This is a genomic window from Clostridium sediminicola (assembly GCF_050402865.1).
In the GTDB taxonomy this organism is placed as follows: Bacteria; Bacillota; Clostridia; order Clostridiales; family Clostridiaceae; genus Clostridium_AF; species Clostridium_AF sediminicola.
In genome coordinates, this window is sequence record NZ_BAABMF010000003.1 from 209,387 (window position 1) to 222,743 (window position 13,357).

At 30.9% G+C, this 13,357-nt stretch carries 14 protein-coding genes; 2 read left to right on the forward strand and 12 right to left on the reverse strand.

Annotated features, from left to right (window positions below):
* Positions 1-108: 108 nt before the first annotated feature.
* The 12 genes from ACQ3F0_RS07795 to ACQ3F0_RS07850 all read right to left on the reverse strand — a co-directional run bounded on the left by ACQ3F0_RS07795 (position 109) and on the right by ACQ3F0_RS07850 (position 11,568).
* Positions 109-1,614, reverse strand: a complete 1,506-nt coding sequence (locus tag ACQ3F0_RS07795; protein WP_428864606.1) for a tripartite tricarboxylate transporter permease — start codon at positions 1,612-1,614, stop codon at positions 109-111.
* A 39-nt stretch (positions 1,615-1,653) separates the two neighbouring features.
* Positions 1,654-2,088 (reverse strand): tripartite tricarboxylate transporter TctB family protein, encoded by a 435-nt coding sequence (locus ACQ3F0_RS07800; protein ID WP_428864607.1) that lies wholly within the window; start codon positions 2,086-2,088, stop codon positions 1,654-1,656.
* A 23-nt stretch (positions 2,089-2,111) separates the two neighbouring features.
* Positions 2,112-3,125, reverse strand: a complete 1,014-nt coding sequence (locus tag ACQ3F0_RS07805; RefSeq protein ID WP_428864609.1) for a tripartite tricarboxylate transporter substrate-binding protein — start codon at positions 3,123-3,125, stop codon at positions 2,112-2,114.
* A gap of 145 nt (positions 3,126-3,270) precedes the next feature.
* Positions 3,271-4,842 carry a sulfatase family protein gene (locus ACQ3F0_RS07810; RefSeq protein ID WP_428864611.1) on the reverse strand — a complete coding sequence of 524 codons (1,572 nt, stop codon included), beginning with the start codon at positions 4,840-4,842 and terminating at the stop codon, positions 3,271-3,273.
* 41 nt (positions 4,843-4,883) lie between these two features.
* Positions 4,884-5,699: a purine-nucleoside phosphorylase gene (locus tag ACQ3F0_RS07815; RefSeq protein WP_428864879.1), complete on the reverse strand. Its 816-nt coding sequence runs from the start codon at positions 5,697-5,699 to the stop codon at positions 4,884-4,886.
* A gap of 58 nt (positions 5,700-5,757) precedes the next feature.
* Positions 5,758-7,245 (reverse strand): sulfatase-like hydrolase/transferase, encoded by a 1,488-nt coding sequence (locus tag ACQ3F0_RS07820; protein ID WP_428864612.1) that lies wholly within the window; start codon positions 7,243-7,245, stop codon positions 5,758-5,760.
* A 220-nt stretch (positions 7,246-7,465) separates the two neighbouring features.
* Positions 7,466-7,612: a hypothetical protein gene (locus tag ACQ3F0_RS07825; protein ID WP_428864613.1), complete on the reverse strand. Its 147-nt coding sequence runs from the start codon at positions 7,610-7,612 to the stop codon at positions 7,466-7,468.
* A gap of 118 nt (positions 7,613-7,730) precedes the next feature.
* The gene (locus tag ACQ3F0_RS07830) at positions 7,731-8,051 is read right to left on the reverse strand and encodes a nucleoside triphosphate pyrophosphohydrolase family protein (RefSeq protein WP_428864615.1); all 321 of its coding nucleotides are present in this window, start codon (positions 8,049-8,051) and stop codon (positions 7,731-7,733) included.
* 159 nt (positions 8,052-8,210) lie between these two features.
* A complete protein-coding gene (locus ACQ3F0_RS07835; protein ID WP_428864616.1) occupies positions 8,211-8,987 on the reverse strand; it encodes a glycerophosphodiester phosphodiesterase in 777 nt (258 codons plus the stop codon).
* Positions 8,988-9,091: 104 nt separating this feature from the next.
* Positions 9,092-9,355 (reverse strand): hypothetical protein, encoded by a 264-nt coding sequence (locus ACQ3F0_RS07840; RefSeq protein ID WP_428864617.1) that lies wholly within the window; start codon positions 9,353-9,355, stop codon positions 9,092-9,094.
* Positions 9,356-9,369: 14 nt separating this feature from the next.
* Positions 9,370-10,635, reverse strand: coding sequence for a DNA polymerase Y family protein (locus ACQ3F0_RS07845; protein WP_428864618.1), 1,266 nt, complete (start codon positions 10,633-10,635; stop codon positions 9,370-9,372).
* Between the two features lie 138 nt (positions 10,636-10,773).
* The gene (locus tag ACQ3F0_RS07850; protein WP_428864620.1) at positions 10,774-11,568 is read right to left on the reverse strand and encodes an N-acetylmuramoyl-L-alanine amidase; all 795 of its coding nucleotides are present in this window, start codon (positions 11,566-11,568) and stop codon (positions 10,774-10,776) included.
* Between the two features lie 144 nt (positions 11,569-11,712).
* On the opposite strand from ACQ3F0_RS07850, the gene ACQ3F0_RS07855 reads away from it, so the two are divergent.
* Both ACQ3F0_RS07855 and ACQ3F0_RS07860 read left to right on the forward strand, forming a co-directional pair.
* Complete coding sequence (locus ACQ3F0_RS07855) at positions 11,713-12,180, forward strand: DUF4883 family protein (protein ID WP_428864621.1); 468 nt, start codon at positions 11,713-11,715, stop codon at positions 12,178-12,180.
* Positions 12,181-12,244: 64 nt separating this feature from the next.
* Entirely contained in the window at positions 12,245-13,228 is a 984-nt protein-coding gene (locus ACQ3F0_RS07860) for an alpha/beta fold hydrolase (protein ID WP_428864622.1), read from the forward strand.
* Positions 13,229-13,357 lie beyond the last annotated feature (129 nt).

A 13,357-nucleotide genomic window follows, 5' to 3' on the forward strand; every position in this document is an offset into this window, starting at 1 on the left:
CAAATTAAACTTGAATTATTATATTTATATCCACTAAATATAATGCTATTATTTTCTTCTTTCTATAACAATAAAAGACCGGTCCGAAAACCGCTCTTTTATAATCTTTTAAATATTAGATTTAGCTTTTTTATTTTGCCTGATAACACCAAAGACAACAACGACAGTTAACAAGATAAACACTATACATATTGGTCTTGTGAAAAAAATGGTCCATGCACCTTTAGAAATGACAAGAGAACGTCTTAAATTATCTTCCGCAACAGATCCTAAAATCAATCCTAGTACTATAGGCATAACTGGATAGCCAAATCTTTTAAATATATAGAATACAATTCCTGCACCTACTAATACATATATATTAAATATATTTCTACCAACTGAATATGTACCTGCTGCACAAAGAAATATAAGTGATGCTATAATAAATTCATTAGGAACTTTTGTCACCTTGGCAAAGTATTTCATTAATAACCTACCTTCAAAATACATAATAATATTGATTATTAACAACCCTACCATAATAGCATACATTTCAAAAGCATAATCTCTAAACAATAGTGGACCAGGCGCTAAACCTTGTATTGTTAAAGCTCCCATTAAAGCAGCCGCTCCGCCACTACCTGGAATCCCAACAGTCAACATAGGTATAAGAGCTGAACCAGTTACAGCATTGTTAGCAGACTCTGCAGCAGCAACACCAACTATATTTCCTTTACCAAATGACTCAGGGGCTTTTGACGAGCGCTTTGCTTCGTTATAACTCATAAATGAAGCAATCTCTGCTCCAGCAGCTGGTATAGCTCCAATCAAAACACCAATCCCAGATCCTTTTAGTATTGTTTTTAGATTTTTTCTTACCTCTTTACCTGTAAGATTATCATTTGACTCAAGTGTAATGAATTCTTTCTCTTGTATCAGATTATTTTTTTCTGACTTGTAAAAATACTCGAAAACTCCAGTCAACACCTTACTCATGGCAAAAACACCCATTAGTATACTAACAAATGAAAACCCATTGTATAAATAAACTGATCCAAAAGTAAATCTAAATACACCTGAAATATTATCAATACCTACCATGGCAAGTAAAAATCCAAAACATCCCATAAATATACCTTTTGCTATACTATCTGCACTGATAGCTGCAATAATTGTCAAACCAAAAACTGCCATAACAAAATACTCAGGAGGACCAAATTTCATAGCGACCTCGGCTATAATAGGTGCAAACACCAACAAACTAACTGCACTGATTAAACCACCAATACACGAAGCTGTTAAAGCCATCATTAACACTTTGTAAGCTTTTCCCTTTCTCGCTAGAGGAAATCCATCTAATAATGTTGCAGCAGCTTGGGCTGTACCTGGTGTTCCAATAAGAATAGCTGTAATTGACCCTCCAAAGCCACCACCACAATAGATACCTAACAAAAATAGCATTGCTGCAATAGGGTTCATAGAAAAAGAGAGTGGCAAACATAAAGTCATACCAAGTACTGGAGTTAACCCTGGAATTGCTCCAAAAATCATACCAAGTAAAATACCAATGCAAATCAACAATAAATGCTCTATCGTCATAACAGCAATTAAACCTGTAATAATATTTTCCATCTAATACGTCTCCTTACTTTAGTAATGTTCTAATAATAACTATGGCAATGGAACATTAAGTGCAAGTTTAAATAGGAAATAAACAACCACAATAAACACAGCCATTGAGACATAGATAATTCTTTTTGCTCTATATATAGCCAATGTTATTCCACTAATAACAAATGTTGCTATTAAATAGCCAACTTTATCAATCAAGAATACATAAAGGACCAATGATATTATATACAACAAAATTTTACCTTCTTTTTTCAAATCAAATTCTAATACCAAATCATTTTTTGTAATAATAGATTTGATAGTGATGAAAAAAGCTAGAACAAACATTGTTCCCAAGATAATCCTAGGAAACATTTGGGCATTGTTTCCTCCCTTAGTTGCAATAATTTGGTATGGTATCATACTCCATAATACTATGCATAAAATCATGAGAACTATTCCACTTGTCAAATCTCTTCTAACTTTAATCTTCATCGTACATGGCACCTCTTATCATTTTATTCTTCATTTAGTAACTGTTCAGAAATCTTGTCCATATTATCTAGGAACACTTTAATTCCGTCGCTATCCATAATTTTATATTCAACGTTTTGAGCTTTTTCCATCTCTTTTTTAAACTCTTCATTTTTCGTTACATTCAATAATGCACTATAAAGCAACTCTTTAATTGCATCATCTGTACCACTACGAATTGCAAACATAGTCAACATATCATTAGACATTTCATAACCATAATCATAAATACTATCTATTTTACCATAAGTTCCATCATAGTCTTCATCTGATAATACAGCTAGTGGAACAATACTTCCTTCTTGAACAAACTGATCAGCAGCATTAAGAGTTGTAGCCATAACTATTGTATCATTACTTATAAGATTTACTATACCTTGATTTCCGTTTTCATAAGTTACAGTTTCACTTTCGGCTCCCATACCAGTATAAATTTCTTTTTGTGTGCCATGTAATGGTTTTCCTATTCCAGGACTACCAAAAACAATTCTATTTTCTTTTGCATAATTTTCAAGATCTTCAACAGTTTTAATACCTGTGTTTTCAGGGCTTACATATAAACCAAACTTGAGACTTTGAAAACTAATAATAGGCTCAAAATCCGTTCTCTTAAACGCAGTAGTTTGTGCCTTTGGAACATAGGACATAATTGAACTGTTTGTATAAATAATAGTGTTTGTATTTGCTTCTTCTGCAAGATATTCAGTTGCAGCTACTACTCCACCTGCACCTGGTTTATTATTAACAACTACATCTGTACCCAATTCATCAGCTAGATATTTTGCAATAATTCTATTAGCAACATCTGCACCACCACCTGGAGCATAAGGCACAATAATATTAACAGGTTCACTTAAAAATTTCTGAACTAATTGCTCACTATTTGATTTGCCATTTCCTTGATCAACAGAATTTTTTTCTGTTCCACTTGAACACCCAACTAAAAAACTTATTACTAACATCATTACTAATCCAATTCTTATCGTTTTCATTTTCATCTTTATCCCTCCATCATTTAATATAATAGCTAATTTGATTTATGCCAAAATTATATCCTAAATATCCAAACAATAATATGCCACATGGCGGATTTTAAAAAGTTGTAATTATAGATTTTATGAACAAGTATATCTTAATATTATATTATCTATACTTCCCATTAAAAGCTATTTCACCATTACTTAAAGTTCCTGCTAAATTAATCTGTCCATCTCCTGTAACTGGTAAACGTGCTCCATCTATTTCTGGATTAACATATTTTACAAACCATTCTTCAAGCATTCCCCTAAGTGCCATTATCGTTTCTTTTTTCTTTTCCTCATCAATCAAATTAATTTTTTCATCAGGATCATTTATAACATCATAAAGTTCATGTGGACCATATGGATATCTATGCACATATTTCCACTCACTTGTGCGAACCATTCTTACTGGGCCATATTCATCAAATACAACTACATTTTCTCTTTCTTTCATAGAAGTTCCTCTGAGTAGATTGGCAAAACTTATTCCTGGTAACTTTTCAGCTTCTGGATTATCAACACCAACATACTCAAGCAGTGTAGGCATAAAATCATAGTGACTCAAAAGCTCATCACACTTTCTTCCTTGTGGAATATAACCAGGTCTAGATATAATCATTGGAACTTTTACTGAAGTATCAAACATATTTTGTGGAAAAGTACCATTCCCTTTTCCCCAAATACCGTGCTGACCCATATTCATTCCATTATCAGAAGTAAAAACTACAATAGTATTGTCCCTAATTCCTAATTCATCAAGTTTATCAATAAGCTCTCCTATACTCTTATCCATAGCAGTTATAGCTGTATAATAGCCCTGTACCATGTATTCTCTTTTTTCTTTATCTTCTATTCCTGGATGTCTTTTGTATACTTGCCAAGGATGAATTTCTTCATTTTGTGCAGATTCAAAGGCACAACCATTATATGAATCCCAAATTTCTTTTGGTTGATCCTCTTTTATCCATGGAGAATGAGGTGCTGTATAATGGAGACTCAAGTAAAATGGCTGATTATTTTCACTACACTGCTCTATATATTTTTTACCTTCCTCTGTAATAACATCAGTAATATATCTATCTTCAATTGTTAATTGCCCATTTCTATGAAAATCAGGTAAATGATAAATACATCCTCCTTTACCTATAACAGACCAATACGAAAATCCTTTTTGAGGATTAGGACTATCGCCTAGATGCCATTTGCCAACTATTCCACAATCATATCCATTATTATTTAATAGATTACTATACCCTACTTGACCTTTTAAATATTCTATTGTTTCATCACTTTCATGTTTAATAAATCTGTACTGTGATGTTTCAGCTATATCAACTTTTTCTTCTTCTGGTACTGTATTATAATCAATATCAGTATTCTCCCCTAACGAAGCTATATATCGTTTTTTACTAACCTTTTGACCTTCATATTCTTCTTTATTTATACATCCTTTACCTAGCCAATCATGTACTCCATGTTGTGATGGAATTTTTCCTGTCAAAATTGACGCTCGTGCTGCTGAGCACACTGGAGATGTACAAAAATAATTTGTAAATAACATCCCTTCCTCAGCTAATTTATCTAAATTAGGTGTTCTAACTTCATTATTCCCGTAACATCCCATTGCCCAATATCCATGATCATCAGATAAAATAAATACAATATTAGGTTTATCATAATCTTTCTTCATCATAAAATACTCCTTCTCAAATTATTTCAGGAACAATTCACAAATTAACCAATGCTAGTAACTATTCTAGCTACCCAATCACAAAAATTAACTGATGCTTTTTTTGCAGTTTCTACAACTCTAGCATGTGAGTGTTTTTGTTTTTGTATACCTGTAGCCATATTTGTTATACAAGCTATTCCCAATACATCTAATCCTAGATAATTTGCCGCTATTGTTTCAGGAACTGTAGACATTCCAACAGCATCTGCCCCTTGTCCACCTATAGCTCTTATCTCAGCTGCTGTTTCATAATAAGGGCCCATAAATCCTGCATAAACACCTTCTTTATATTCAACCCCTAAATCATTTGCTATTTTTTTAGCTTCATCTATCAATTCAAGTTTATATGGTTCAGACATATCTGGAAATCTTGGTCCGAATCTTTTATCATTAATTCCAATAAGAGGATTATCTCCCATCAAATTTATAAAATCATTTATTAGCATTAATGTGCCAGGTTTAAAGCTTGTATTTATACCGCCACAAGCATTAGTTACTAAAAGCTTCTCAATCCCTAATTGCTTCATTACGAATACCGGATATACAACTTCTTTCATAGTGTATCCCTCATAATAGTGAAACCTTCCTTGCATAGCTAATACATTGACATCATTTATTTTTCCAAATACTAATCGTCCTTCATGTCCTTCAACTGTAGATTGTGGAAAATTAGGTATATCCTTATAATCAATATACTTTTTATCTTCTATTACATCAACTAAATCCCCTAATCCTGAGCCTAAGATAACTGCAACTTTACTTTTAAAATCAACTTTACTTTCTATATACTTTACTGATTCCATAACTTTATCATACATTCTATTCATCTTAAAATCTCCTAACTTTAATTTTTATTTTATGTGAAATAAACATAATCTAATCTATTAAAAGTGGATCATTGGTTTCTCTTTGCCACCTTTTTAAACCATTAATCATTTCTTTTTCAATACAAGAGTACTCTTTTTTCCCAATTAAATTGTTTAACTCATAGGGATCTTCTTTTAAATTATATAACTCTTTCATTTGGCCTTCAAATGATACGTATTTATAGTCTCCTTTCACATACATGCGACCATTAATTTTTTCTGCATATCCATGTCCACTTGTTTCACACATTAAGTCTTCTCTCCAAGAATCCTTATCTTCTGAGAACAGTTTTATAATACTTTCACCATGAACCTTATTATCAAAAGCTAAACCTGCTGCATCTAATATAGTTGTTGGTATGTCCATATTTGAAACTAATTTATTACACTTTTGTTTAGTTTCTATTTTACCAGGCCATTTAATAGCCATTGGAATTCTCATAACTTCTTGTGACATATATGAACATTTATCAAAATGTCCTCCATGGCTTGCTAATGCATCTCCATGGTCTGTAGACCAAATTACTATAGTATTTTCATCTAGTCCAAGCTCTTTTAATTTGTTTAGCACCATTCCGCCTGCATCATCGATCATAGTTTGGTGAGCATATGCACGTGCTAATATCTGCTGCCACTTTTCCCATTGCAATGCACTAGGAATAATAATTTTATTATTCTCGTCGCACAATGGAGTATTACGCTCAACTCTATGGACTGCTGGTCTATTTTCTAAATTATCAAAATGATTTCCATAAATCCGTATATCTTCCGGATTATACATATCTAAATATTCTTGAGTTGGGAAGAAAGGTTGATGAGGACCCCAAAAATCAACTCGTAAATGAAAAGGCTCTTTACTAGCACTATTCTTAATTTCTTCTAATTTATCACAAGCAAGATTTGCTAAGAAAAATGCTTCATGTGTTTCTTTTGGTGTTGTAGTTATACCAACAGCATGTTCTCCGCACCAATTTGCCTGACAAGAGTAAACCGCCCCTTCCTTTAATCCCTTAAATGTACCTTGATCAGCCATTCCCTTAGGAGTAAAATCATATTCAATCTTATGCATCGCTTGGGGAAGTTTTTTTCTCTTTAAATAATCTTTGTACTCCTCAGTTATGTATGGATTTCCATATCCTTCACAACTAAACCCTTTACAATTATGTTCAGTAATTGCTGTTCCAGGGCCTGCATGCCATTTTCCATAGTAGTAATTTTTATACCCTGCTTCACTTAACTTTCTAAGATAACTTTCTTCATCATAAGATATTTCAGAATCATTAAAGCATTGTCTATGGGTATGTGCAAATAAACCATTTATCATTGTACGTCTTACTGGCCCACATAATGGAGTTGCACAATAAGAATTAGTAAATTCTACCCCTTCATTGGCCAATTGATCAAAATTAGGTGTTTTAGGTTTTACTCCTCCATCCCACCCATGTCGATAATATGCTTGATGATCATTTAAAATAAAAACAATATTAGGCTTTTTCATATTTTATCATCCCTTTTTCATTTTAATTAACTCATTCACATAGAAGAATTTTACTTCGAAATTTTATTATTTTGCCTTTCCTAAAGAGTATAGCAAAATAATATTGCTAAAAAAATGCCACTCGGCATTTTGTAATAATTGTTTAAAACAAAACTCTAAAAGGAATGTAAATCAGAAAGGGCTGTTTCAGAGTATATTCTGAAACAGCCCCATTCGCTTATTATCTTTTCAAATTAATAGGATTTCCTTTGCCATGGTTTCTTTTTGGGTCTTTCAACGCAATCGAACCATACTCTTCCATATTCACTTTGTCAAGTTCTTTTTTATCCTTTTCCTGCATAATATTTCCCTTGCTCTTTTTACTCAAAAAAACACCTCCTTATATCTATATAATGCACAATTTCCCGTACACAATTCGGATTTAAGAAAATGAATTAGATTTTCTTGGCGAAGTGCAGTGACTTTCTAGCTATATATGGCTTTGTTCATCTATTTATACTTCTCTCCTCATCCCATCCATCTGGATATCTTTTTCTCAATTTATTTTTATTTATTTCTGCAATATCTTCTAGTTTGTACCCAACTGTTTCTGCCAGATAAGTTATATACCATAATACATCACCAAGTTCTTTAACTAAATTTTCTTTTGACATTTCATGTGAGTGATACACAACTTTTTTTATGTAATCTGTAACTTCACCTGCTTCTCCTGATATTCCCATAGCTCCAAGGCTTAAACATTCTTTTAAATTACTCATATCTCCAGCTGTTCTTTTCATTTCTTCTTGATATTCTTCAAATGTCAATTTTATATCCCCCTTTTATCAGTTGACAGTGTACAGTTTTCAGTTAAGGATATTTTTACTACGTAAAAATTTAAATTAAATTTGTTCCCTTGACTTAATTCTAGGATTTTCCCAGAAGATTATCCTTTACTGAAAACTGAAACTGAAAATTGTCAATTATCATTTTATCAGTTCTTTAATTATCTTACTTATTCTTTTTTTCTTCTTTAATGAGTTTAACATATCAGGTCTGTTTGTCAAAATATCATCTACGCCTAACTTTATAACTTTCATCATAGCTTTTTTATCATCAGGAGTGAATGTCCCTACTATATATCCACTGTCTTTTAAAGCTTTTATTTTTCCTTTTGTTTTTTCTTTATTGAAACAAAAATTAGGTATATATACAGCGTCAGCTTTTACCTTTTTTACATAAAGTTCAGGCTTTGCACCAAGAAAGAAGAAATTAATTCCTGTTTTTATAGAGGGGTCTATTTTTTTTATCTCCAAAATTTTATCTTTCTGAAACGAAGTTACGATAGCCCTATCTTTAAAATTATATTTATTTATTAGCTCTACAACTTTATCTTCCATACCCTCATAATGATTTGCCCATCCTTTTAACTCTATTAAAATTCCCATATTAGAGTTTTTTATAAAATCAAAAACTTCACTTAATAATGGAATTTTTTCACCTTTGAATTCTTTTGAAAATTTTATACCTGCATCAAGCTCTTTTAATTCTTCTAAAGTATAGTTAGCTACAAGACCACTACCATTAGTTGTTCTATCTAAAACCAAATCATGTATTACTACAACATGACCATCTTTAGAGAGATGTACATCAATCTCAATAGCATCAGCCCCCATCTCTTGTGCTGTTCTGATAGCTGCAATTGTATTTTCTGGTGCAGCATAACTAGCACCTCTATGAGCTATATTCCTAAATTTATACAAACTCTCACCCTTATTAATTGATTATGCTTTATTTTATGAAAGAGGATTGTGATTTTGCTACACATTTATACAGCAGTTAAGAGTGAAGAGTTAAAAGTTAATAGTTAGATCTTAAACAAAGTCCACTTACAAGTGCTAAGCTCATATTTTATCTCATATAGTTTCAGGACACCATTTATCGTGCTCTGACATATAAACACAATCATTTTGTTTCCTGCTAATTTTTCTACTTCTCGCTCTATTACTTTTTCAATTTTTACAACTACATTGCTATCATCTTCAGCTTTTATTCTAAATCTTACTGGATGTGGAATACCCACTTCATCATACCAAACTACCATTTCAATAGGTTTTGCAATTATTTTCATTTACTATTCCTTCCTTACAAAATACTTGACATTATAGGATAATCTTCTTCTTGAACTCCTCCATTAATAGGTTTTATTCCTGAATGAAGAAAACTAGAACGTACAACAGCTTTTTTACCATATTTAAGTCTTATATTATCTATAGCTTTATCTAAAGCAATGTTCTTTTTCACATCTACTTCATCAAAAAAAGAAACTTGAACTTGTTGTTCAGTATTTAGACTAGAAACCCTAATACCAATATGTCTAATAGGCTCTCCTCTCCATACATTATCAAACAATTCTTTTGCCACAGAATAGATTCTCTTTGTTGAATTGGTATAATAGCTCAGTTTTTTTTGATGGGAATAATGTTGAAATTCACTATTTCTAATGCTAATAGAAACCAATGAACATAAATTCTTAGAATCTCTAAGTCGCATGCCCAACGTCTCTGTAAGAGATAAAATAACCATATGGGCAGTTCTACAATCAGTTACATCAAATGCAATTGTAGTAGAATTACCAAGTCCTTTCATTTCTATATAATTACTTTTTCTAACAAATGAATCATCAATCCCATTAGCATATTTCCATAAAAGCAATCCAAAGCTTTTAAATTTATTTTTTAAAAGATCAACATCATAATTTGCAAGATCTCCAATAGTATTAATATTATATTTTCTAAGTTTGGGGCCTGTGGCTCTTCCAACCATAAAAAGTTCTTCTACAGGAAGAGGCCACATCTTATCTGGTATCTCATTTTTAAATAATGTATGCACATTATCAGGTTTTTTAAAATCAGATGCCATTTTTGCTAATAATTTATTTGATGATATTCCTATATTCACCGTAAACCCTAATTCTTTTTTTATTCGATTTTTTATTTCATAGGCTACATCTAAAACAGGTTTTCTAAATACTTTTTCTAAATTAGTAAAATCTAAAAAACATTCGTCTATAGAATATCTCTGCACCATAGGTGAATACTCTTTTAATATGTTTACCATGGCAGTACTACATTTTATATATAAATCGTAATGTGGCGGAACAATTCTTAAACTAGGACATTTTTTTAATGCTGCATATAAAGTTTCTCCTGTTTTTATTCCAAATTTCTTAGCTGGAATAGATTTTGCAAGTATAATTCCATGCCTGCTTTTAGGATCACCACCTACGGCAGAAGGTATTGTTCTCAAATCTTCTAATGTACCATGCTGCAATCTATTTACAGCTTCCCATGATAAATATGCTGAGTTTACATCTACATGAAAAATAATTTTTTCTAAATTATTTTCCATTATTATCATCTCCTTGAAATTTATATTGCTTATGCTTCTTCGCAATTTATTTACATATCTATTATACCCGAACAAACGTTTGTTAATCAAGTAAAATTTAAGGTTTCTCAAAAATTTGAGAAACCTTGGCTTATTATTTTAGGAAAACAAATATTTCCAAGTCTGCTTTCCTACTATACCATCCACAGTAATTCTTCTGGAACTTTGGAATGATTTAACTGCGCGGGCTGTATTTCTTCCGAATATACCATCAATTGCCCCTGCATCAAATCCTAATTCTTTTAATTTAGATTGAACAGCTTTAACATCATTACCTCTAATATAAGGTTTTTTATATCTTAAATACTTCTTAAACACAGGTGTTGTATCTACTGGCTTTGTTTCATCTTCCTTGGAATTATAATCTAATGGTAGATTTAATACCCCGTAGACAACAGATTCTGCACATTTTTGAACTATATAGCTATTTTTTAATTTATTTGTATCACTTGCACTATCAATAAATGCAAATTCAACTAAAATAGCTGGCATATTAGTGCCTCTAATTACATAGAAATAATCTCCATACTTACCTTTTTTACTTTTAACTCCTCTAGACTTAAATATTTGACTTAAATATTTTTCAACTCTAGAAGCATATTCTTTTCCTTTTCCACCATATATAGAACACCAGACTTCTTCACCTGTACCTCCACCAGCATTTATATGATTAGAAATAAAAACATCAGCCCCCCATTTATTGGCTTCTCTTGTTCTTGTGCCTAAACTTATAGTTCTGTCTGAATATCTAGACATTTTAACTTGATGTCCTAATTTTTCGAAAAGGACTTTCTCTCTTAATGAAAGATCAAGAGTTAAATCTTTTTCACGTAGACCATATCCTACAGCACCTGGATCTGATCCACCATGACCTGGATCTATAAAAATTTTCATCCTTTTCCCTCCTAGGTTTGTAAAAATACATATAAAACATTACTCTATTTCAATATATGCTAGGGAATAAGATTTTGTAATAAAATTTTTATTACTCTCATATTTTTAATATGACAATTACTTTTGATTAGAGGTGCTTTTACTGTGAAAAAAGGAAGTTTAATAATTTTAATATCAATTTCCATATTTTTTATATTTTTTCTAGTTAATAAAGAATTACACAAGAAAAAAACTTATGATTTTTACTACACAAATTTATTAGCAAAAAATCTTACTTTTTATGAAGATGCTGATATAAAAGCATTAAATATTAATTTTTATAAAACAAAAGAACTAAGCGAAGATGATATAGATACTATAAAAGATTTTATGAAAAAAATATCACAGAATAGTTTTTCTAAAAAACCTGTAGATTTACCTGAATCTCCTGTTTATAAGCTATTTTTTACTTTTGATAACGGAGAAAAATATGTGATTAATGTTTATAGTTCAAAATATATATCCGTTTTCCCTTGGGATGGAGATTTATCCATGGACTATGCAAATATGTCTAATGTACCTACAAGATATAATATTTATAATTTATGCAAGTACATATTTGAATCTAGATAAATCAGCTTTAAACTAAAATCAGGCTAAAAATATGCTAATTCCAAAAACTTTCCAGGGGGTAAGTATGAAAAAAGGAATAAAAAAAATGGCGATTATTGTAGGAGTAATAGTTGGATTATTAATAATTATTATTGCAATTAGTTTTATTAACCATAAAATACACCTGTCTAAAGAAAATAGAATATTTGTTCCTAATGGTAAATTGGTTGAAGTAAATGGACATAAAATTCATATATATACCGAGGGACATGGTATGGATACATTAGTATTTATGTCAGGAGGAGGTACTTGTTCTCCAGTTTTAGATTTTAAAAGTCTATATTCTTTATTAAGTGATAAATATAAAATTGTTGTCGTAGAAAAAGCAGGGTATGGTTTTAGTGAAATCTCTGATATTAATAGAGACATTGATACCATATTAGAGGAAACCAGAATAGCACTATCTAAATCAGGATTACAAGCACCATATATATTATTTCCTCATTCAATGTCTGGAATAGAAGCATTATATTGGGCACAACAATATCCTAAGGAGATTAAAGGAATTGTAGGGCTTGACATGGCTTTACCACAAACATATGAAAATTATTCAATCAACCATTTTATGTTAAATATTGGTTCATTTACTTCTAAGATTGGTATCACAAGATTTTTTCCAGCAGTTGTTAATAGTTCTTCATCAATCAAATATGGTACGTTAACAGATGAAGAAAAAGATCTTTATAGGGCTATTTTTTATAGAAGGACACTAACTAAACCAATGATTTCAGAAGTAAATGAGATTAAAACAAGTGCAGAAAAAGTAAAGAAAAATGGTGTACCTGATGTTCCCATGTTATTTTTCATTTCTAATGGCAATGGAACTGGTTGGAATAAAGATGAATGGATAGGCTTTCAAACACACTATATAGAAACTACAGGTTCAAATAAATTTATAAAACTTGACTGTGGACATTATATTCACGGTATTGAATATAAGAGAATTGCAGACGAAAGTAAGCAATTTATAAAAGATATTATAAATATAAATGAGCATAATGATAATTAAAATTAATACACACTCTTCTTAAATTGCGTAAAATAAGGTAGTTCATATATGGACTACCTTATTTAGTATATCATATCAACATTTTAGTCTAACAGAGCCTGAATAAAAAAGGTTAAATGTTTCCTTAAC

Excerpts from the sequence above, each read along its gene's own strand:
- ACQ3F0_RS07795 (WP_428864606.1), bottom strand. The coding sequence starts at position 1,614 with ATGGAAAATATTATTACAGGTTTAATTGCTGTTATGACGATAGAGCAT.
- ACQ3F0_RS07800 (WP_428864607.1), bottom strand. The coding sequence starts at position 2,088 with ATGAAGATTAAAGTTAGAAGAGATTTGACAAGTGGAATAGTTCTCATG.
- ACQ3F0_RS07805 (WP_428864609.1), bottom strand. The coding sequence starts at position 3,125 with ATGAAAATGAAAACGATAAGAATTGGATTAGTAATGATGTTAGTAATA.
- ACQ3F0_RS07810 (WP_428864611.1), bottom strand. The coding sequence starts at position 4,842 with ATGATGAAGAAAGATTATGATAAACCTAATATTGTATTTATTTTATCT.
- ACQ3F0_RS07815 (WP_428864879.1), bottom strand. The coding sequence starts at position 5,699 with ATGTATGATAAAGTTATGGAATCAGTAAAGTATATAGAAAGTAAAGTT.
- ACQ3F0_RS07820 (WP_428864612.1), bottom strand. The coding sequence starts at position 7,245 with ATGAAAAAGCCTAATATTGTTTTTATTTTAAATGATCATCAAGCATAT.
- ACQ3F0_RS07840 (WP_428864617.1), bottom strand. The coding sequence starts at position 9,355 with ATGAAAATAATTGCAAAACCTATTGAAATGGTAGTTTGGTATGATGAA.
- ACQ3F0_RS07845 (WP_428864618.1), bottom strand. The coding sequence starts at position 10,635 with ATGGAAAATAATTTAGAAAAAATTATTTTTCATGTAGATGTAAACTCA.
- ACQ3F0_RS07850 (WP_428864620.1), bottom strand. The coding sequence starts at position 11,568 with ATGAAAATTTTTATAGATCCAGGTCATGGTGGATCAGATCCAGGTGCT.
- ACQ3F0_RS07860 (WP_428864622.1), top strand. The coding sequence starts at position 12,245 with ATGAAAAAAGGAATAAAAAAAATGGCGATTATTGTAGGAGTAATAGTT.